The organism is Duganella sacchari (genome assembly GCF_900143065.1).
GTDB lineage: Bacteria > Pseudomonadota > Gammaproteobacteria > Burkholderiales > Burkholderiaceae_D > Rugamonas > Rugamonas sacchari.
The window spans coordinates 15,693-35,845 of sequence record NZ_FRCX01000024.1 but is presented as its reverse complement, the minus strand read 5'-3'; the positions used below and the strand labels follow the sequence as shown (position 1 = coordinate 35,845).

13 protein-coding genes and 2 rRNA genes are annotated in these 20,153 nt (G+C 61.7%); 11 read left to right on the top strand and 4 right to left on the bottom strand.

Translation table 11 applies throughout. The features are described from left to right. The 8 genes from BUA36_RS29235 to BUA36_RS29200 all read left to right on the top strand — a co-directional run. Positions 1-117 (top strand): 23S ribosomal RNA (locus BUA36_RS29235); the annotation flags it as partial. A gap of 114 nt (positions 118-231) precedes the next feature. After that, positions 232-344: ribosomal RNA gene (gene rrf / locus BUA36_RS29230) — 5S ribosomal RNA — on the top strand. Positions 345-484: 140 nt separating this feature from the next. After that, positions 485-1,567: a substrate-binding domain-containing protein gene (locus BUA36_RS29225; RefSeq protein WP_072790878.1), complete on the top strand. Its 1,083-nt coding sequence runs from the start codon at positions 485-487 to the stop codon at positions 1,565-1,567. Continuing rightward, entirely contained in the window at positions 1,564-3,051 is a 1,488-nt protein-coding gene (locus BUA36_RS29220) for a sugar ABC transporter ATP-binding protein (RefSeq protein ID WP_072790875.1), read from the top strand. Before BUA36_RS29225 ends, BUA36_RS29220 begins: the two co-directional genes overlap by 4 nt. 28 nt (positions 3,052-3,079) lie before the next feature. Beyond that, on the top strand, positions 3,080-4,072 hold the full coding sequence (locus tag BUA36_RS29215) for an ABC transporter permease (RefSeq protein ID WP_072790872.1): 993 nt from the start codon (positions 3,080-3,082) through the stop codon (positions 4,070-4,072). A gap of 92 nt (positions 4,073-4,164) precedes the next feature. Then, the gene (locus BUA36_RS29210; RefSeq protein WP_072790869.1) at positions 4,165-5,778 is read left to right on the top strand and encodes a glycoside hydrolase family 3 protein; all 1,614 of its coding nucleotides are present in this window, start codon (positions 4,165-4,167) and stop codon (positions 5,776-5,778) included. Between the two features lie 112 nt (positions 5,779-5,890). Next, positions 5,891-8,527, top strand: coding sequence for a TonB-dependent receptor (locus BUA36_RS29205; protein WP_229255844.1), 2,637 nt, complete (start codon positions 5,891-5,893; stop codon positions 8,525-8,527). A 1-nt stretch (position 8,528) separates the two neighbouring features. Then, the gene (locus BUA36_RS29200) at positions 8,529-10,931 is read left to right on the top strand and encodes a family 20 glycosylhydrolase (protein ID WP_072790863.1); all 2,403 of its coding nucleotides are present in this window, start codon (positions 8,529-8,531) and stop codon (positions 10,929-10,931) included. Here BUA36_RS29200 and BUA36_RS29195 read toward each other — a convergent pair. Next, positions 10,915-11,700 carry a helix-turn-helix domain-containing protein gene (locus BUA36_RS29195; RefSeq protein WP_072790861.1) on the bottom strand — a complete coding sequence of 262 codons (786 nt, stop codon included), beginning with the start codon at positions 11,698-11,700 and terminating at the stop codon, positions 10,915-10,917. The genes BUA36_RS29200 and BUA36_RS29195 overlap by 17 nt on opposite strands. A 23-nt stretch (positions 11,701-11,723) precedes the next feature. After that, positions 11,724-12,998: an MFS transporter gene (locus BUA36_RS29190; protein ID WP_072790858.1), complete on the bottom strand. Its 1,275-nt coding sequence runs from the start codon at positions 12,996-12,998 to the stop codon at positions 11,724-11,726. 129 nt (positions 12,999-13,127) lie between these two features. Here BUA36_RS29190 and BUA36_RS29185 point away from each other — a divergent pair, with 129 nt between their 5' ends. Further along, positions 13,128-15,164: an esterase-like activity of phytase family protein gene (locus tag BUA36_RS29185; protein WP_072790855.1), complete on the top strand. Its 2,037-nt coding sequence runs from the start codon at positions 13,128-13,130 to the stop codon at positions 15,162-15,164. A gap of 27 nt (positions 15,165-15,191) precedes the next feature. Here the strand turns inward: BUA36_RS29185 and BUA36_RS29180 are convergent, their stop codons facing one another. Continuing rightward, positions 15,192-15,569 (bottom strand): hypothetical protein, encoded by a 378-nt coding sequence (locus BUA36_RS29180; RefSeq protein ID WP_072790852.1) that lies wholly within the window; start codon positions 15,567-15,569, stop codon positions 15,192-15,194. Positions 15,570-15,718: 149 nt separating this feature from the next. On the opposite strand from BUA36_RS29180, the gene BUA36_RS29175 reads away from it, so the two are divergent. Beyond that, complete coding sequence (locus BUA36_RS29175) at positions 15,719-17,719, top strand: FxDxF family PEP-CTERM protein (RefSeq protein WP_072790849.1); 2,001 nt, start codon at positions 15,719-15,721, stop codon at positions 17,717-17,719. 67 nt (positions 17,720-17,786) lie between these two features. Beyond that, positions 17,787-18,704, top strand: coding sequence for a phytanoyl-CoA dioxygenase family protein (locus BUA36_RS29170; protein WP_072790846.1), 918 nt, complete (start codon positions 17,787-17,789; stop codon positions 18,702-18,704). Here BUA36_RS29170 and BUA36_RS29165 read toward each other — a convergent pair. Next, positions 18,664-20,085: a DHA2 family efflux MFS transporter permease subunit gene (locus BUA36_RS29165; protein WP_072790843.1), complete on the bottom strand. Its 1,422-nt coding sequence runs from the start codon at positions 20,083-20,085 to the stop codon at positions 18,664-18,666. The genes BUA36_RS29170 and BUA36_RS29165 overlap by 41 nt on opposite strands. Between the last annotated feature and the right edge of the window lie 68 nt (positions 20,086-20,153).

Sequence of the window (20,153 nt, the reverse complement as noted above, 5' to 3'; positions counted from 1 at the left end):
CCCAGAGCCTTGAGCTCTTTGAAGGGTCGTTCGAGACCAGGACGTTGATAGGTCAGGTGTGGAAGTGCAGTAATGCATTAAGCTAACTGATACTAATTGCCCGTACGGCTTGTCCCTATAACCTTGCCGGTTATACGCATTTACTAAGATGGTGAGTGCTACCCCAAAACTTTACTTCTCCCAGATTCGCTGTGCAGCCCACCACGTGGCTGCGGAGCATACAAGTCAAAGCTTGATGACCATAGCAAGTCAGTCCCACCCCTTCCCATCCCGAACAGGACCGTGAAATGACTCTGCGCCGATGATAGTGCTGCAACCAGTGTGAAAGTAGGTTATCGTCAAGCTAGTTATTCGAAAGAAACCCCACCAGGCCGGTCCTGTCTGGGGTTTTTTTTCGCCTTTATGTTGACACTGCCTATAAAACACCTATACTACCCATCCAATTACCTAGTATATTTGATAGTAGTAAATTTAAAGGTGAAAAATGGGTACTCGGTGGGCAAAATGGTGTCTGATCGGTATGCTGACGGCGATGTTGAGCGCGTACGCTCAGGCGCCAGCACCGGCATCGCGTGGACCCCACGGCGAAACACCTACTCCTTATACCCAGATAACACTCAGGCCAGCTGATATTGCTCAGCTCAAAGGCAAAGGCTACCGTGCAGCGCTGGTGCTGCACACCAGTTCTGATTTCTCCAGCGCCCTGGTGGCCGGCGCACGCAAGGCTTTTGATGAGATGGGCATTACCGTTGTCGCCGTCACCGACGCTGACATGGACCCGAAAAAGCAGCGTACCGACCTGGAAACCGTCATGGCGCTCAAGCCGGACCTGATCGCCTCGCTGGTGATTGATCCGGTATCGGGCGCGGTAGCGTTCCGCCCGGTGGTGGCCGCTGGCGTGAAGCTGGTCTTCATCAGCAATGTGCCGCAGGGCTTTGTGCCTGGCCGCGATTATGCCGGCATCGTCACGGACGACTATCTTGCCATGGGCCGCACCGCTGCCGAGGTGCTGGCCAACAGCATCCAGGGCAAAGGTGAAGTCGCGCTGATCTACCATGCGGCCAATTACTTCGTGACCAACCAGCGCGACAACGCCGTCAAGCAGGCATTGGCGCGCTATCCCGGCATACGCCTGGTCGCAACGCGCGGCATCGCCAATCAGCAGGATGGCGAAGCGATCGCCTCGGCCATCCTGACGCAGTTCCCGCGTGTCTCGGCGATTTACGCGCCGTGGGACAGCATTGCAGAAGGCGTGACCGCAGCAGCGCGCGCCGCTGGCCGGCCTGAGCTGAAAGTGGTGACCATGGACCTCGGCGCCGCCAATGCACTGGATATGGTCAAAGGCGGCAACATGGCAGGCATCGTCAGCGATCTGCCTTACGATATGGGCATGACGGTGGCGCGCATGGGCGGCCTGGCTTTGCTGGGCCGGAATACGCCGCCGTTCGTCACGGTGGATGCGCTGCGTGTGGACAGCGCCAATCTCACCAGCCAGTGGCAGCGCGCGCTGGGACGTCCTTTGCCTGCAGCCGTGGTGCAAGCCGCTGCCAGAAAGGCCTTGCGATGAAGCCTGTCCTCAAAGCGGTGAATGTGCACAAGCAGTTTGGCGCAAGCGCCGTGCTGCGCGGCGTGCACTTTGAACTCGAGCGTGGCCAGGTACACGCGGTACTGGGTTCCAATGGCGCCGGCAAATCCACGCTAATGAACATCTTCAGCGGCATCCTGGCGCCGGACAGTGGCGAACTGCTGCTCGATGGCGTACCGTGCTACTTCTCCGACGCCCGCGCCGCACGCCGTGAAGGCATCGCCATGGTGCACCAGGAACTGAGCCTGGTCCCCGCAATGACGGTCGCCGAGAACATCTTCCTGACGCGCTGGAACGATGGCTGGACAAAGTTTGTCGATGAAGCCGCGATGATGCGTGCTGCCGCTGCGCTGCTGGCGCGCTTTGAGATCGTGCTCGATCCGCAGCAGGCCGTCAGTGAGCTGACGCGCGCCCAACAGCAGCTGTTGGAAATCGCCAAAGCGCTCAGCGGCAAGGTGCGCGTGCTGATACTCGATGAACCCAGCGCCAACCTGTCGGCTGCGGAGCTGGAGCTGCTTTACCAGACGGTACGCCGCCTGTCGCTGCAAGGGCTGGCGATCATCTACATCACGCACCGTTTGCGCGATGTGTTTGAAGTGTGCAATGCGCTCAGCATTCTGCGGGACGGCCGCATACAGCATATGCTGCCCGTCGACGCCACCAGTCCACAAGCGGTGCTGACACTGCTGGCCGCGCAACTGCCAGCCGACTGGGTACCGCGCAAACACATGCCGATGCAGGAAGCTGCGCCACTGCTGCAACTGCATGCGAAGGACGAACGGCATCCTGCACTGACGGTCGTTCCCGGCCAGATTGTCGGCCTGAGTGGCGACAGCGCCAGCGCTCTGCTGGAAACCATCTTCGGCCTGCAGCCACTGACCGACTACACGCTGTCCCTGTGTGGCCATGCGGTGCAGATCAGCCATCCATCGGAAGCTATCACGCATGGCCTGCATCTGGTGCCGGGCGACCGTCGCCGCGCTGGCCTGGTGATGGATTTGAGCGTCTCCGAGAATATCCTGCTGTCGCTGTTTGAACGCATCAGCAGCAGCTTGCTGATTGACGAAGCGCGCGGACAGCGGATAGTCAGCGGCCTGCTGCATCGCCTGGGATGGAGGGCAGACGACCCGGCACGCGAAGCGCGCGAGCTGTCCGGTGGCCACCAGCAGAAAGTGTTGATGGCGCGTGCGCTCAGCACGGAAGGACGCATCCTGCTGCTGGACGAACCAGGCAGCGGCATGGATGTGCAAGCGCAGGCCATGCTGTGGCAAACCGTGCGCCACTACGCGGAGCAGGGCAACGCGGTGCTGATGGCGAGCACCGATGCGGCGATGCTGGCGGCTGTCTGCGATACCTGTCACGTAGTCGACAGCAACGGCATAGGTCCGCCGCTTGCCGCCGCCGCAGGGCAGCACGCTTTACTGGGAGCGCTGCATGGAACACCGGTCGTCACGCGATACCAATAATAAATCGGGGAAGAGTATGGAGATTTCGATGCAAACCAACGCCACACCGGCAGAGAACATTGGCGCCACGCCAGCGGCGCCGCGCCGCAGCCGCGACTGGCGCCCGTTGCTGATCTATGTGGTGTTCATCGGCCTGTTTCTGCTGTTCGCGATAACGCTGCACGAACGCGGCTTCCTCAGCGAGAACAACCTGATGAACATTGCGCGTCAGAGCGCGATGATCGCGATTATGGCCGTCGGCATGACCTTCGTGCTGTCGGCGGCGGAGATCGATCTCTCTTTCGGTGCGGTGGTCGCGCTGTCCGCAGTAACAGCGGCGCTGTTGCTGCCATATGGTGTGGTGCCGGCGGTGGCGGGCGCGTTGGCGGCTGGCGCCGTATGTGGACTGGTGAACGGCGCACTCGTGAGCCGCATCGCGATTCCTTCTTTCCTGGTGACGCTGGGAACCGCGGGCATCATCACCGGCATCACGCGCTGGATCAGCGGACTGCAATCGATCCCGGTCGATAACGACGTATTCGCCTTCATCTTCGGTTCTGGCGATATCGGCCCCGTACCTGTGCTGTTCCTGTGGATGGTGGCGATCGTGGCGCTGGGCCATGTGGTGCTGCGCAAATCGGCTTTCGGCAAAGCGGTATTGGCCAGCGGCGGCAACAAGCTGGCGGCGACCTATGCCGGCATCAATGTCGGCCGCGTGAAAATGTGGGTGCTGCTGCTGAATGCCTTGCTGGCATCCCTGGCCGGCATTCTGTACGCAGGCCGTTTGCACAGTGCCCGCTACACATTGGGCGAAAATGATCTGATGATGGTGCTGACCGCCGTCATCATCGGCGGTACCCACCTGTTCGGCGGCAAAGGCAGCGTCGTTGGTGCATTGGTGGGCGCACTGATTATGGGGATGGTCAACAATGGCCTGATCCTGATGGGGCTGGACATCGACCAGCAGCTCATCCTGCGCGGCGTAATTATCATTTGCGCCGTCACACTGACCAGCGGCAGATTGCGACGACCACGTCGCTGACACAATACCGCTTTTCTTTTCTCACCTTCGCTGTTTTCAGGCCGCGCGCTGCGCGGTCAGGGCAGCCTTACGCCTGAAATTTGGAGCACGCTATGTTTTCAGCCTACCGGGACCGCGCGGCCTTGCATATCCGCGACTGGACTCTGGAACAAAAAGTCGGACAGCTATTCATCCTTGCCTTTCCCGGCAAAGACGCCGCCGTAGTCAAACCGCTCATTGAACGCTATCGCCTTGGCGGCTGCTATCTGAGCCAGGACAACGCCGCAACCTTTGCCGAAGCGCGTCAGCTGACGGAAGACCTGGAACGCCTCAACCTGGCGGCCGGCAGCCGTCTGCCCATGCTGCTGGGTGTTGACCAGGAGGGGGCGTGGAGTGTGCTGATGCCCGAATCCACCACGGGACCGGGCAATCTGGCGCTGGGCCGGGCCGATGACGTCAACCTCACCGCCGCCATGTACCGTGTGTTTGCCGATGAAATGCGCTCGGCCGGCTTCAACTGCGTGCTGGGGCCATGTGCCGATGTGAACTTTCAGTCCGAATCGCCGATCATCGATGTGCGTGCGTTTGGCAGCGAGCCTGCGCTGGTGGCATGTCATGTGACGGCAGCGGTGGAAGGCGTACATCAAGGCCAGTTGGCCGCCTGTGCCAAACACTTCCCAGGCCACGGATCGACCGCCGCGGACAGTCACCGTGACATGCCGGTGGTGGACAAATCGCTGGCGGAATTGCTGGCGCAAGATCTGCTGCCATTCAAGGCAGCGGTGGATGCGGGTGTGGATCTGATGATGACATCGCATATCCGGTATCCGCAGGTCGATGCGCAGCATCCGGCCACGTTGTCGGCACCCATCCTGCGTGGCCTGCTGCGCGAACAGCTGGGCTTTGAGGGCATCGTCATTTCCGACAGCATGAACATGGGCGCGATCCGCCGCAACTATGCGCCGGTGGATGCGGCGGTACTGGCCTTCCAGTCCGGCATCGACATGATGATGCTGTCGGAAGAACACTACGATCATCAACCGGATTATCTGGAACGCCAGCTGGCGATGATCGCCGCGCTGGTGGATGCCGTGCGCGACGGCCGCTGGAGCGAACAGGAACTCGACAGCATTGTGCAGCGGGTCGTGGCCTTCAAGCTGGCGCGCCTGACAGATGTGCAGCACTACCAGCCCTGCAACATGCGGGAACATCAGGCGTTGGCACAGCGTGCCGCGCTGGCGGCAACGGAAGTGCTGATCGATCCATCGCACCATTTGCCGGTGGACGCCGCCCGCGAAGTGTTTCTGATCCAGACCGCGCCACAGGCAGCCTATCAGCGCCTGATGAATGCGCGCGGCATTGGACCCAATCAGTCCATGCCCGCTTTCAATGTGCTGGCCGACGCCTGGTTCGGCGCGCATAAGCAGCTGTATGCCCACTCGCTGACCTATGAGGCAGCGCTGGACTGGGTACGCCGCATCCGCGCGCGTCCCCACATGCTGGCAGTCGCAGTGCTGGAGAACTACCCACTGCCCGGCGAAGATTTTCCGCAGCACGAAGCACAAGCCTTGCTGGTCAAGCTGTCCGAAGTTTTCGGCGCCCAGCTGATGGTGATTAGTTTGCGTAACCCGGCGGTGCAGGTACCGCTGGGCGCTACGCATATTTGTACTTACGGAAGCCGTCCCTGCAGCGCACAGGCGGCGGCACGGGTTTCCCTGGGAGTGTGAGCCAGGGAATAGGAATGCGCGTTACGTTCAATAACAAACAGGGGGAACACCAATGTTGTACTTGAAGACGAGTAAAACCATGATGTGTGTGGCGGTTGCCAGTGCATGTGCGATGTCTGCACCGGCCGTGCAAGCGCAAGAGGGCGATGCCACTGCGGCACCCGTCGCTGCAGCAGACCAGATCAAGGCGCCAAGCGATACCTTGCAGGAGGTGACCGTCAGCGCCACGCGCCATTCGAGCGCGCTGCTGAAAACACCGCTGGCTGTGTCGGCGGTAACGCAGGAAAGCCTGACCCGTGCCGGCATTACCGATGTGCGCGGCCTGTCTGGCGCCGTGCCCAATCTGCAGCTGTCGACTGCCGTGGACTCCGGCGTGCAGATCGCCATTCGTGGCATCAGCACCAAGAACTTTACCGAGGCCACCGACCCGTCGGTGGGCTTGCATGTGGCGGGGTTGTATTCGCCGCGGCCGCAGGGTGCGCTGGCGTTGCTGTTCGACCTCGATCAGGTTGAGGTATTGCGCGGCCCGCAGGGGACGCTGTTTGGACGTAACTCCACCGGCGGTAGTATCAACATCATTCCAGCCAAGCCGGAATTCGGTTCGACCTACGGCAGCACGGTGCTGGATGTGGGCAGCTACCGCAAGCGCCAGATTAACGTGATCCAGAATATCGCGGTCAGCGATACCTTTGCGCTACGCGGCACCTTCATGAAAATCAAGCGCGATGGCTGGATCAATCAGACGCAGGATTTCACGGATGTGAACATGCCGTCCAAAGGCTTTATTGCCGACGGCATCCCGGATGTAGATCAGCGTTTCAACAGCAAGGTTGATCCTTCCGACTACTACACCAACAAGAAAGAATGGGCGGGACGCTTGTCGGCGCGCTGGAAGCCAGTCAACGATGTGGAATGGCTGCTGTCATATGAACGCTATCAGAACTCCGGTGCGGGTAATCTCTTCATCAAGGATTGCGACCAGGCTGCGGGTACCCGCTTCGCCTGTCCGGGGAGCCAGTGGGATGTGAAGATCAACCTGCCGGGCAAGATCGATATGTCGATCAACACCATCCGCTCCAATCTGATCTGGGATCTGGACAAGAACAACCGCATCGAATACAGCCTGGCGCACGCGATTCAGAAACGCACGCAGCAGACCGACGATGATGCCGGCTACCATCCGCTGGAAAGCCAGGTCGATGTGCGCCTGCCGGTGCCTGCCGGTGGCAATGGCGGCACCTGGCCGGTCCTCGACACCAACTCGCGCACGCTGGATTCCAAATACGTCTCGGGTGTGCACGAGCTGCAGCTGAAGCAGAACTATGACGCGTGGCAGACGGTCTACGGCGCCTTCTACATGAAGGAAAAGAACCAGATCAACTACGCGCAGGAGTTCCTGACGATGGCGCCATATGGCTATCCGATCAGCCAGTACTACAACCAGCCGGACGTGCAGGTGATCGCCAAGGCGCTGTACGCGCAGACGGACTGGAAGTTCGCGCCGACGTGGATCGCCACGTTCGGCGGGCGCATGAGCTGGGATACCAAGATCAATAACAATGGCAAGGTGTTTGGCGGCGACTGGGACCCATCCAAACCCGCGTACTACAACGGCTTGTTCAATCCGGGGATTCCGGGCACGCCAGGTTTCGCGGCGCACAATGGCAATCAGCTCACCAACGGTATGGGGCCATTGGCGGGAACGGGCGCGTATGCCTTGTATCCTGGCCCGGCGGTCAACACGAACCAGCAAAGCTGGAAGCACTTCACTTATCGTCTGGGCTTGATGAAGCAGTTGACGCCTTCCGACATGGTCTACACTTCGCTGTCCACAGGCTATAAGTCGGGCGGCTTCTCGGATCAGGATGACGCGTGCGGCGGCAAGACCTGCGTGGATGGTCCGGCTGGTCCGCACATCACCTTCTTCCCATGGGGACCGGAGACGGTGACCAATCTGGAGCTGGGCTACAAAGGCCGTTTCCTGGAAAACCGCATGAACCTGTCGGCCACCCTGTTCTACAGCCGCTACAAGGACAAGCAGGAATACGGCCAGTTCTTTTCAGCGCTGGTGAAAACCGATACGCCATGCCCGGCCGCCAACCCCACCTGTAACGTTATCATCAAGGGCATGACCAAGAACGTGGGGGTGGTGGATATTCCTGGCCTGGAGCTGGAGATGGATTACAAGCCGTGGCATGGTGCGCGTCTGGGCGCCAGCTTCTCGTACATCAATTCGAAGATGCGCGACTATCCGACTTACAGCGATAACTACGGCTGCGGCTTCCGCGCGGAGTATGGCGCCGTGCCTTGTCCGCCAATGTATTCGGGCACCGATCCTACGCTGGTGGGCAAGCAGATCTACGATATCACGGGCAATCACCTGACGTTCTCACCGAAGTACACGGCATCGGTGAACTTCTCGCAGAATATCAACCTGCCGCATGACTATGTGCTGGTGCCCTGGATTTCGGTGAAGTGGCAGGACAAGATGTATTTCACGCTGCGCAATCTGGACAACCCGCATATGTCGGATGCACAGAAGGCCTATTCGACGGTCGATGGTTCGCTCAAGCTGATTGGCCCGAACAACTGGTACGCGGAGCTGTATGGTTTGAACCTGACCGATACGCGTTCCAAGAACGCGGCCAACTTCTACAGCGGCTTTGGTGCGAACAATGCCGGTGGTTTCGTGCGCGCTTCGTGGAATGACCCGCGTACGGTTGGCCTGCGCGTCGGTGTGAGCTACTGATATGCCGCACCTGAAGCTGACCTGGGCCTGTCTGGGCAATGACGCTGATGGTGCCGGCTTTTCAGCGCGCCTGCAACTGCGGGCGCTGCGGGATTTGCCTGCGGGTGGTTGGGCGCTGTACTTCAATACCTGCCGGCCGCCTGATCCATCGCGGCTGGCCGGCCAGGTCCGTCTGCGCCATCCGGGCGGCGACCTGTTTTGCCTTGAGCCGGCAGCATCCTTTGCCGGCCTGCCGGAAGGGCAGGTGCTGGAGATAGGGTATTGGTCGGCTGGGTATGCGATCAGCATGACAGATGCGCCGCTGGGGTTCTATCTGGTGCTCGATGGCGAGGTGTCGTCATTGGGCGATCCCTTGATCGAGCCGTTTGTCACCGCCGCCCAGTTGCATCGGGGGGCAGAGGATCTGGTGCCCGCCAGTACGCCGGCCTCGCGTTATGCGGCGCAGGCGGAGGTGGCGAGTCCGGAGGCGCTACAGCCTTTTACGCCGGCGCCGCTGTCGTGGCAGCCAGGCGAAGGAGTATTGGAGCTTGATGCGGGCATGCAGATCGTCTATCAGGATGGACTGGCATCGGAGGCGCGCTTGCTGCAAGCGCTGCTGCGTGAACAGCACGCGCTGGCGCTGGAGTGCGTGACGGAAGCTGGCAGCAACGGCATTGCGTTATGCATGGGCGAGCCGGGTCTGCACGCGGCGACGCACGAAGCGTATCGCCTGGAGATCACGGCACATGGCGTTGTGATATGCGGGGCTGGGACGCATGGTGTGGCGAATGGCATTCAAAGCCTGCTTCAGATGCTGTCACCAGCTGCGGCGCTACCGCTGGGCGAAGTGCTGGATGCGCCACGTTATGCCTATCGCGGCTTGATGCTGGATGTGGCGCGGCATTTCGTCGGCAAGCAATCGGTGTTGCGCCTGCTGGATGATATGGCGCGCTACAAACTCAATACGCTGCATTTGCATCTCAGCGACGATGAAGGCTGGCGTGTGGAGATAGCGGCCTTGCCCGAGTTGACCGAGGTTGGCGGTCAGCGTGGCTATGCACAGCCGCAGGAGCAGGCGCTGTGTGCTTCGTTTGGCTCCGGGCCGGATGCGGCGACGTCAGCGGGCAGCGGCTTTTATAGCCGTGCGGATTTCATCGACATCCTGCGCCATGCGCGACAGCGTCACATCACGGTGCTGCCGGAGATCGATGTGCCGGGCCACGCGCGCGCCGCGATCAAGTCGATGGATGCGCGCTACCGCCGCTTGATGGCGCAAGGGCAGCCAGCGGAGGCGGAGGAATATCTGCTGTCCGATCCCGATGACCGCTCGGTGTACCAGTCGGTGCAGCTGTGGCGCGACAACGTGATGTGCGTTGCGCAGCCGGGCTGCTTGCGCTTTGTCGCGACCGTGCTGGGTGAACTGCGGTCGATGTATGCCGAAGCGGGCGTGCCGCTCACCACGGTGCACACTGGCGGCGACGAGGTGCCGGGTGGGGCCTGGCTGGCATCGCCGCTATGCCGTGCGCTGATGGCGCAGCATGGTCTGCAGACCACGGCGCAAGTGCAGGAATACTTCTTCGGACAATTGCGCACGCTGGTACATGGACTGGATTTACAACTCGCGGGTTGGGAGGAGATGGCAACCATCGATGGCAAGGACGGCAAGCCGCAACCGAATCCGCGCTTCCTTGATGCGCCCATGCGCAGCTACGTCTGGCACAGCGCCAGGGGCAAGGGCCGGGAAGATCTGGCCTATCAACTGGCGAATGCCGGCTATCCCGTCGTGCTGTGTAATGCGGACCGTTTGTACCTGGACCTGGCCTGCGCCAAGGATCCCGCAGAGCCAGGGTATTACTGGGGCGGTTTCCCGGATCTGCGCCACGTGCTGGAGTTCTGTCCCGAAGATATCTACCGCAATGCGCGCTACGATTTGATGGGCCAGGCGGTCAACGCCGAAGCACTCAGCAACATGGTGCGGCTGACGGCAGCGGGGCGGCGCAATCTGCTGGGGATACAGGCGCACTTGTGGGGCGAGAATGCGCGCAGTGTCGAGCGCATGGATTATCTGCTGTTCCCGCGGTTGCTGGCCGTGGCGGAATGTGCGTGGTGCGAGCGTCCGGCCACGTGGGCGGAATTCGCGCACCGGGTGACACGCCATGCGCTGCCGCAGCTGGACCGGTTGGGCGTGCTGTACCGCTTGCCGCCGCCCGGCGTGCAGCTGAGCGACGACGGTATGGTCCGCATCAACAGCGAGCTGCCGGGACTGACCTTGCGCTATACGCTGGATGGCCGCGAGCCGGACGCGCATGCGGCGCAGTACACCCAGCCATTCGCATTGCCGTCGCCGGTAAGGGAGTTGAGGGTCGCGGCCTTCAGCAGCACCGGCCGCAAGGGCCGCAGCAGCGTGCTTAGTTGGACAGGCTGATAAGGTAGTTGCGCAGGTTGATGCCCTTGTTGGTGATGCCCAACTTGGCGCGCAGGCTGTTGCGGTGGTTCTCGACCGTCTTCGACGCCACGCTCAGGCTTTGCGCGATTTCCTTGGTCGACTTGCCGACCTTGATGAACTTGGCCACCTGGATTTCGGACGGCGTCAGCAGCGAGTAGATGTGGTTTTCCAGCTCCACATCTTCCGTCACGGCCGAGCGCACCATGCCTTCGATCAGGTCCAGGCACATCAGCAAAATCGGATCGGTCAGCGACGACTTCACGGCTTGAATCTGCGGCAGGTGCTGGTTGCGGATGCGGTCCAGCACACCGTCCACATCGCCGCTGGTTTGCCATTCGTGGAACTCGGTCAGGGTTTCGGTCAGGCTGTAGAACCTGGCGAAGTCCGGGCTGGGGTAGTGCTCGTCGGTGGACTCTTCTTCCACATTGCCGACCTGGATGCTCCACAAGTCCTGGTCCACGCGCAGCAGGTGCAGTTTCAGGTCGCGATTGAAGAACTTCCAGCCGTCCGCACCGGTGACCGAGGTACGGATCAATGCCTTGATCGCATCCAGATTATTCTGCCCGATCAGGAACACGAAATGATCCAGGCTGGTCGCCTGCTGGTGCGACGGATAGTTGTGCGTGACAATCGCTCCGCTACTGGAAAAGCTGATGACGTAGATATGGCGATAGGCGAGTACATGCCGCAACGCCTTGATTTGCGTCTCCAGCTGCGTAACGAGGGAAGTGTCGTGATCTGGGTTCATGGTCCTGCATGCATTCGAAACGGTCAGGCTGGGCTTGCTGCGGCAGCAGCCTGGGACGGCTTACCCGGCAGCGCCACTGACAAGGTCAGCAGCAGCGAGGGCAACGCGGCCAGCAAGCCCCAGATGAAAAAGTCGTGATAGCCGAGCCAAGCCTGGATTTTACCACTGACCATGGTCGATAGTACCAGTCCCAGCTGCATGATGCCGGTGCCCAGCGCGTAGTGGGCGGCCGGGTATTTGCCCGGTGCTACCACTTGCATCATATACATCACGAGGCCCGCGAAACCGAAGCCGAAGCCGAACATCTCCGCGCTCAGGACTGCGGTAATCAAAGTCAGGCTGGTGGGCAGCGCCATGCTCAGGTAGCAAAAGGTCAGCGTAGGCAGGTTCATCGCCACAATCAGCGGAAACATCGCCCGCCGCAGTCCCAGCCAGGCGCCAAAGTAGCCGCCAAGGATGCTGCCGACGATGTAAGCCACGGTCGAGAAACTGCCGTAGGCGATGCCCATGTCCAGCGTGCTCATGCCCAGGCCGCCATTGCTGCGCGTGTCGATGAGGAACAAGCGGCCGATCGTCTGCACCTGTCCTTCGGCCATGCGGAACAGCAGCACGAACAGGATGGCGGTGCCGATACCGGGCTTGCGCAGGAAACTCCGGAGCACATCGGCGCTGGTGCGCCACAGCTGGCCGCGCGCTGCGGTGGCGGTATCGGCTGGCGCTGCCCAGCAGTGATAGGCGGCCAGCAGCAGCAGCACGCCGCCGGGCAAGGCCAGCGCGGCCTGCCAGGCGCGATGCACGCCATAGCGCGCTTCCAGCTCGCCCGCCAGCACCACCAGTGCGCCCTGCACAAATAGGCGGCCGCCATTCCAGAAGGTGCTGAGCCAGCCCGAGTACATGGCTTGCTGGCGTGGCGTGAGCTGGCTGATGTACAGGCCGTCTGCGGCCACGTCGTGGCTGGCGGAGGCCAGCGACAGCAACGCCAGCATGGCGACGCTGAAGGTAAAGAATCCCGGACCGCCCAGCGCCAGCGCGGCGCCCAGCAGGCAGGCGCCGCCCAAGGCCTGGAAGGCGGCGATGGTCCACTTTTTACCGGGCAGCATTTCCAGCAGCGGACTCCACAAGGGTTTGACCACCCATGCCATACCCAGAAGACTGGTCCACCAGGCGATCTGTTCGTTGGACACGCCCAGCCGCTTGTACATGATGGCGGCCATGGTCATCACCGTGGCATATGGCAGTCCCTGAGCGAAATACAGGGAGGGTATCCAGAACAGCGGGTGGCGTCGGGCAGGTTTCAAGGCGGCGGATCCGGTGGCAAGGGGTGTGGCTAGTATAGGTGTTTTATAGGTGGTGTCAATACTGTCATTACGCGGTCATGTACGATGACTAAGATTGCCGCTTTTCCAACCAAGGGTAGAGAGATAAGGATGAAAAAATTCTCCTTGATGTCGCTGGCGGTGTTTTCCGTCTTGGCGGGTTGTGGCGGCAGCGATCATCCTGCAACGCCGGAACAGCCAGCCAAAGTCGCCATGGGCGGGGTGTTCCTGGACGGCGCAGTCGAGAATCTGGACTATGTGGCCGGCACGGCCGCCAAGGCCAGCACCAATGCCAAGGGCGAGTTCACTTGCTATGCCGGCGATACCGTGACCTTCAGCATAGGCGGCATCGCACTGGGCAGCGCGCCGTGCGCCGCCACCATCACGCCGCTGCAGCTTGCGGGCGTGAGCGACGTCAAGGACAGCAAGGTCGTCAACCGTCTGCTGGCGCTGCAATTGCTGGATGAAGACAGCGACCCCGCCAATGGCATCAAGCTGACGGCGGATGTGAAGACCGCGCTGGCCAGCAAGTCCGCCGACTTCAACGCGGCTGCCGACGCCTTCAACACGGCCTTGAGCGCCAACCTGACCGCCGCTGGCGCCAAGTACGCCGCGCGCAGTGTGGACGACAGCCGCCGCGCACTGGTGCGCGAACACTTCGAAGATACGCTGGCATCCAGGGTCGGCACGCCCGTCAACGAAACCTTCAACCAGACCACGCCGCTGGGCGCGGTGTCGGTGACCGTGACGCGTTACCAGGTACAGGCTGCCAGCAGCTACTACGTTCCATACGAAGGCGCCAATGCCAAGGTCAAGGAAGACTTCCCGCTGGGCTTCCTGCCGTCCTACGGCTCCTCGCTGGCCTTCAAAGGCACCAACGCCAATGGCGAGCTGGAGTTTTATGGCCTGACCGACCGTGGTCCCAACGGTGACGGCCCCAACCTGCCGGCGCTGACCGGCAGCGGTGTGACCGGCGCCAAGATCTTCCCGTCGCCGAGCTTTGCGCCGGCATTTGGGGTCATCACGGTGGGCAAGAACGGCGCGGTGCTGACTTCGTCCACGCCGATCAAGGCCTCGGCCAATGTGAAGGCCAGCGGTCTGGCGATCCCGCCTGGCACGGTGGGCAATTCGGCTGAGCTGCCGGTGCTGGATGCCATGAAATATGACGCCAGCAGCAAAGCTACTTTCGATGTCAACGGCCTGGATACCGAAGCCATTGTGGTCGACAAGAAGCGCAATGTGCTGTGGGTATCGGACGAGTATGGTCCCTTCATCGTCAAGATCGATCCAGCCACCGGCATTATCCTGAACAAGTACGCGCCGGGCAGCGGCTTGCCGGACATCTTCCTGAAACGCCGTGCCAACCGCGGCATGGAAGGCCTGGCGCTCGACACCAGCACCGACAAGCTGCACGGTTTCCTGCAAAGCCCGCTGACCGATGGCAGCACGCCGTATTCGGTGACGGGCAAGAGCGAGCTCATCGAACGCTTCGCGCGCTTCACCCGCTGGACTGAGTTTGATCCGACCACCGGCAAGGCGGGCAAGATGTACGCCTATCCGCTGGAGGCCAGCGAGTACCAGGATGGCCGCACCGGCAACGCCAAGCTGGGTGATGTGGTTGCGCTGGGTAACGGCAAGTTCATTGTGATCGAGCAGGGCGCGGCGCCGAGCGGCAAGGTGTTCAACAAGCTGATGCTGGTGGAAATCGGCGCGGCGACCGATATCGCTGCTACGGCGTTCAACCCGGCCACTTCCGACCTGGAGAAGAGCAGCATGGGCGGCGCGGCGGTGAATGGCGCCGACTGGAAGGCCGTCACCTCGCTCAAGAAAACCCTGCTGCTGGATCTGAACGCGATCGGCTGGCTGGCAGAGAAGGCGGAAGGCCTGACCATCGTTGACGGCAACACGCTGGCGCTGGCCAACGACAACGACTTCGGCCTGAAAACCAAGGTGTTCGATGCCAACGGCAAGGCGATTGAAGACGCGGATGTCACCAAGTGCAATATCGATGCAAATGGCGTCATTGTCACCAGCAGCGCGGCGGGTTGCAACGCGGCCAACAGCATTCGCGTGGCACGTGGTGCGGACGCCGAGCGCCCAAGCCGTCTGTGGCTGATCAAGTTCGGCAAGGCGCTGACGTCGTTCTGATGCCACGCCCCGGCGGAGCAAACGTGGCTATTGCGCCGCGTTCTGCTCCGCAATCAGTTTGGCGATGTGCGAATCGGTCTTGACCGGTTCGATCAGCAGCACCTGCTGGCGGTTGATGAGCATGCGGTCCGGTGCATGCGCTTCGCCGCCGCGTTTGATGAGCACGCTGGTGACCGCCTTGGTGTCCGGATTCTGCCGGCCCTGAATATAGAACACATCGCGCAGCGTGACGTAGGCGCTGCTACTGTCCTCCAGCTTGCCAAAAAACATCTGCCCATTCATCAGCGCCACGGCCTGGTAGGGCGTGCCGGTTTCCGGCGCCTGGTGGACAAAGGCGATGGTGCAAGCAGCGGCGGCAATGAGCGCCGCACTCAGTGCCGTAACGCACGCGGCAAACTTCTGCATGAAGACTCCCTGAATTAAAAATGCCCGGCAGCTTATCAGCTTCCCTGGGCGGCGCACAGCGTGTGTTGTGATGTCATAACACCGTCACAAGCTTGTAATAATTTTATGGGATATTGGAAGTTTGCTCACAACATTAACGGGACAAAGCCATGCCGATCGTACTGCCGAAATCTGCCTCCGCCATTCAATTTTTGCTGATCGCCGCACTGCCTATGGGCATGGCAACGGCAGCGGATTTCCCCGGTACCATCACTGGCGCCAGCACCAAGGCGCAAACGCTGGCGGGTGGCCAAAGCGGCACGGTCGCGGCCACGGGTTCGCTGATTGTCAGCGGCAAGGACAACGCGGTGACCATCGGCGGCGCCAATGTCACCCTCACCAACAACAATATTCTCAAGCAGACCGGCACTGGCCGCGTGATCCGCGACAGCGTCGGCTATGCCAACCTGACCGTCAACAACAACGCGGGCGCACTGATGCAGGCGGCCGACGCCGATGTCATCCAGCTCACCGGCAAGTCCAGCGTGTCGCTGAATAACTATGGCTCCATGATTTCGCTGAACCCGAGCGAAGGCGGTTCGCAGGCGGTGGATTTTAATGGCGTCACCGGCAGCAATGTGGTCAACAACTATGGCTTGCTGAAGGCCACCGAGGCTGACGCTGTACGTCCCGGCATGAACGGCGTGGTCAACAACTACGGCACCATCCAGTCGGTGACGCCGAAGAAGGGCAGCAGCGACGCCATCGACCTGCAAACCAATGCCACCGGCGTGCAGGTGTTCAACTATGCCACCGGCCTGATCGAAGGCGGCCGCCACGGCATCACCGGCGGCCCGGATACGGATGTGGCCTTCACCGTTGCCGTGACCAACGCGGCGGGCGGCATCATCCGTGGCATCAATGGTTCCGGCATCAACCTGGACGGCTTTAGCGGCAAGCAGGTGCTGACGCTGGTGAACCATGGCACCATCACCGGCCAGGGCGTGACCGGCGATGGCGATGGTGTCGATATGGACGGCATCGCCAATATCACCAACACCGGCATCATCCGCTCGATCGACGCGTTTGCCGCCAAGGGGGAAACCAAGGCCTACAGCGAAGGCATCAGCGTGGGCGGTGGCACCATCATCAACTCCGGCACGATTGAAGGGCTGGTCAGCGCCGGCAATACGGTGGCGGTCGGCCGCGGCATCACGCTGGCCGGCAATGACGTCAAAGGCGCACCGGAAGGCACGCGTGAGGGCCTGTATGGCCACGCTGTCATCACCAACCAGGCCGGCGGCGTGATTCGTGGCCAGAGTGATTCGGCCATCGTGGCGGTAGGCGCGGCCAGCGGCTACACGGTGACCATCAATAACAGCGCTGGCGCCTCCATCATCGGCGGCGGTGCGGTCAATGCGGCCATCAAGGGCGGGCTGGATAACACCGCCATTGTGACCGGCGGCATCATCAACGGTTCCAGCAGCGGCAAGGCGATTGAGCTGGGCAGCGGCAAGAACAGCGTCACCATCACCGGCGGTACCATCCTCGGCAGCATCAGTGGCGGCAGCGGCAACCAGAACACGCTGGTGGTGAACCCGGGCACGGGCGGCAGCTTCTCGTATGCAGGTGCGATTGCCAACTTCAGCAAGGTGGAAATCAAGGGTGGCGATGTCACCTTCTCCGGCGTCAGCACCTATGCTGGCGCTACCCAGCTGAGCGGCGGCAGCCTGACGCTGGATGGCGCCCAGCGCCTGTCGGCTGATAGCGCGCTGATCCTGAATGGCGGCACGCTGCGCCTGAGTAACGCCGGCGCTGATGGCCAGCATTTTGCCAGCCTGTCGCTGACCGATGACTCGGCGGTGCTGCTCGGTGGTTCCTCGCTGACCTTCGGCTCGCTGGGTACGGTCATCCATGGCAAAACGCTGACCTTCACCGAAGCCGCCGCCGGCGCCTACGCCTTCCGTTTGCAGGGTGATTATTCGTCGGACGCCAGCTTCCTGGCGCTGATCGGTGCGACCCACATCAACGGCCTGGGCGCGACGTATGCATTTGACGGCATTTACACCAAGGTCGCTGCGGCAGTACCCGAGCCTGAGGCGTATGCCATGATGTTTGCCGGGCTGGCGCTGGTCGGCGCCATCGCGCGTCGCCGTCGCCACAAGGTTTAGTCCACATCAAGGCGGCGCGTCCGCCGGGTTGCTACCTTCTCAGGGATTACCCTGAGAGGACAGCCCGATGGAATACGCACAGTTAAAACCTGGCAGCCAGTTTTCGCCACTCCGTAGCCTGCTGTACTACAGCCAGCGCATGGTGACTGCGCCATCGTTGCGGCGCCTGGTGGTACGCGCGTTGAGTGGCGCCCTGCGGCTGCGGCAGGGCGCGGGCGACGAACTGTGCGCCCGCGATTCTGCCGAGGAGACGGCGCTGCTGGCGCTGCGTGTCAGTGGCTACGCACCGCTGGGCAATCTGCTCAGCGACACCCAGTGCAGTGATATCCGTGCCTGGCTGGCGGACAAGCTGCTCACGGACCGCGACCGCCAACGCAGCGGCTTCACGCTGGCGCAACGGCCGCACGGCGTGCGCGTCGCCGACTATCATCTGCGGGAGGTCATCGCCTGTCCCCATATCCTGTCGCTGGCAAACAGCACGCCGCTGCTGGGACTTGCTGCGCGCTACCTGACATGCAAGCCGACCATCTCCGCGCTGGGGTTGCGCTGGTCGTTCCCCGTACCGGGCGGCAGCGTGCTGCAAGCGTTTCACCGTGATTCGGAAGATTGGCGCTATCTCAAAATCCTGGTCTACCTGAGCGATGTGGATGACGGCGCCGGGCCGCATGTTTATCTGCATGGCAGCCATCTGACCAAAGCTCCGATGCGGCTGCGCTTTTACAGCGACGCCGAAATCCTCGCCAGGCATCGCGCCGAAGACCTGTTGATCGCCACCGGTGCACGTGGCTTCTGCTTTGCGGTGGACACCGCTGGCATCCACAAGGGCGCGGCGCCGTTGGAGCAGCCACGATTGATGTTGCAGATCCAGTACTCGCTGCTGCCCAGCTATGCCTACCGCTACACGCCGGAGCAGTATCACGGACCGCTGGTGCTGGACCCGTATGTCAATCGGCTGATCCTTCGTCCGGCCGCTTTGCGTGGCTGATTGCTTCGCCATCCGTTTTGCGCAGCGTCCAGAAAGTGGCCGAGGAGATGGCGGTCAGCACCGCCAGCGCAATGAACGCGTGGTGCAGCGCCGATGTCAGCGCCACGCGGTTGGACTGCGGCAGGTCGCCCAGGAACCAGCCCGTGACCAGCGACCCCGCCGCCAGGCCAAAGCTCATCGACAGCTGTTGCATGGAACTGGCGATGGTGCTGGCCATGCTGGCGTCCGGCCCCTCCACGTCGGCGTAGGCGATGCTGTTCATGCTGGAGAACTGCAGCGAATTGAAGAAGCCCTGGCACAGGCCGATCGCCACAATCACATACAGCGGTGTGCCTGCCTGCACAAACGAATACATGCAGATGGTCAGGCCAATCAGCAGCGTATTTACCGTCAGCACCTGACGGTAGCCGAAGCGGGCCAGCACGCGTGTGGAAATCACCTTCATGCCCATGGCGGCTGCAGCGGATGGCATCATCAGCAAACCGGATTGCCAGGCAGGCAGCCCAAGGCCCAGCTGATACAGCAGCGGCAGCAGGAACGGCAGGCCGCCCACGCCGATACGTGTGATGAAACCACCCAGCACCGACACGCGGAAGGTCCGTACCTTGAGCAAGGCAAGGCGCAGCAGCGGGAAGGGCGCCTCCCTGGCATGCCACGCATACGCGGCCAGCAGGCTGATGGAAATGAACAGCAGCACCGCAGCCGAGGTCACATCGAGCTTGTGTTCACCAAACACTTCCAGCAGCCATGACAGCAAAGCGATGCCGGTGCCGAACAACACGAGGCCGATCAGGTCCAGCGGCCTTGGATGGTCGCCGTGGTAGTCCGGCATGTAGCGGTGCGCCAGATAGATCGCCACCAGGCCTACCGGCACGTTGATGAAGAAGATGTCGCGCCAGCTTAGCCAGTGCACGATCAAGCCGCCGATGGTGGGGCCGAGCAGTGGTCCGATCAGCGCCGGGATGATGACGAAGTTCATGGCCGCCAGCAGCTCATGCTTGGGGAAGGTGCGGACGATGGTGAGCCGCCCCACCGGCATCATCATGGCCGCGCCAAAGCCCTGCAACAAACGCGCCGCCACCAGCATGGGCGAGTTGACCGACAGGCCACACAGCACGGAGGCGAAAGTGAAAATGGCAATCGCCGTCATGAACACGCGGCGCGTGCCAAAGCGGTCCGCCATCCAGCCGCTGATGGGAATGGAGACAGCGAGGCTGAGGATGTAGCTGGTCACAACCGCCTTCAGGCTCAGTGGCGTCACTTGCAAGCTGGCGGCCATGGAGGGAATCGCCGTGTTGACGACGGTGGAGTCCAGCTGCTCCATGAAGAGGGTGGTGGCGACTACCCAGGGCAGGTAGCGCTTGGCGGCGGTGTCGTTCATGTGGTGATTGTCACACAAAATAAACAGAACGGTCACACACGCGTCACGTATGGGGCGTAAGTTGCGGA

Excerpts from the sequence above, each read along its gene's own strand:
- BUA36_RS29225 (WP_072790878.1), top strand. The coding sequence starts at position 485 with ATGGGTACTCGGTGGGCAAAATGGTGTCTGATCGGTATGCTGACGGCG.
- BUA36_RS29220 (WP_072790875.1), top strand. The coding sequence starts at position 1,564 with ATGAAGCCTGTCCTCAAAGCGGTGAATGTGCACAAGCAGTTTGGCGCA.
- BUA36_RS29215 (WP_072790872.1), top strand. The coding sequence starts at position 3,080 with ATGCAAACCAACGCCACACCGGCAGAGAACATTGGCGCCACGCCAGCG.
- BUA36_RS29210 (WP_072790869.1), top strand. The coding sequence starts at position 4,165 with ATGTTTTCAGCCTACCGGGACCGCGCGGCCTTGCATATCCGCGACTGG.
- BUA36_RS29205 (WP_229255844.1), top strand. The coding sequence starts at position 5,891 with ATGTCTGCACCGGCCGTGCAAGCGCAAGAGGGCGATGCCACTGCGGCA.
- BUA36_RS29200 (WP_072790863.1), top strand. The coding sequence starts at position 8,529 with ATGCCGCACCTGAAGCTGACCTGGGCCTGTCTGGGCAATGACGCTGAT.
- BUA36_RS29195 (WP_072790861.1), bottom strand. The coding sequence starts at position 11,700 with ATGAACCCAGATCACGACACTTCCCTCGTTACGCAGCTGGAGACGCAA.
- BUA36_RS29185 (WP_072790855.1), top strand. The coding sequence starts at position 13,128 with ATGAAAAAATTCTCCTTGATGTCGCTGGCGGTGTTTTCCGTCTTGGCG.
- BUA36_RS29180 (WP_072790852.1), bottom strand. The coding sequence starts at position 15,569 with ATGCAGAAGTTTGCCGCGTGCGTTACGGCACTGAGTGCGGCGCTCATT.
- BUA36_RS29175 (WP_072790849.1), top strand. The coding sequence starts at position 15,719 with ATGCCGATCGTACTGCCGAAATCTGCCTCCGCCATTCAATTTTTGCTG.
- BUA36_RS29170 (WP_072790846.1), top strand. The coding sequence starts at position 17,787 with ATGGAATACGCACAGTTAAAACCTGGCAGCCAGTTTTCGCCACTCCGT.
- BUA36_RS29165 (WP_072790843.1), bottom strand. The coding sequence starts at position 20,085 with ATGAACGACACCGCCGCCAAGCGCTACCTGCCCTGGGTAGTCGCCACC.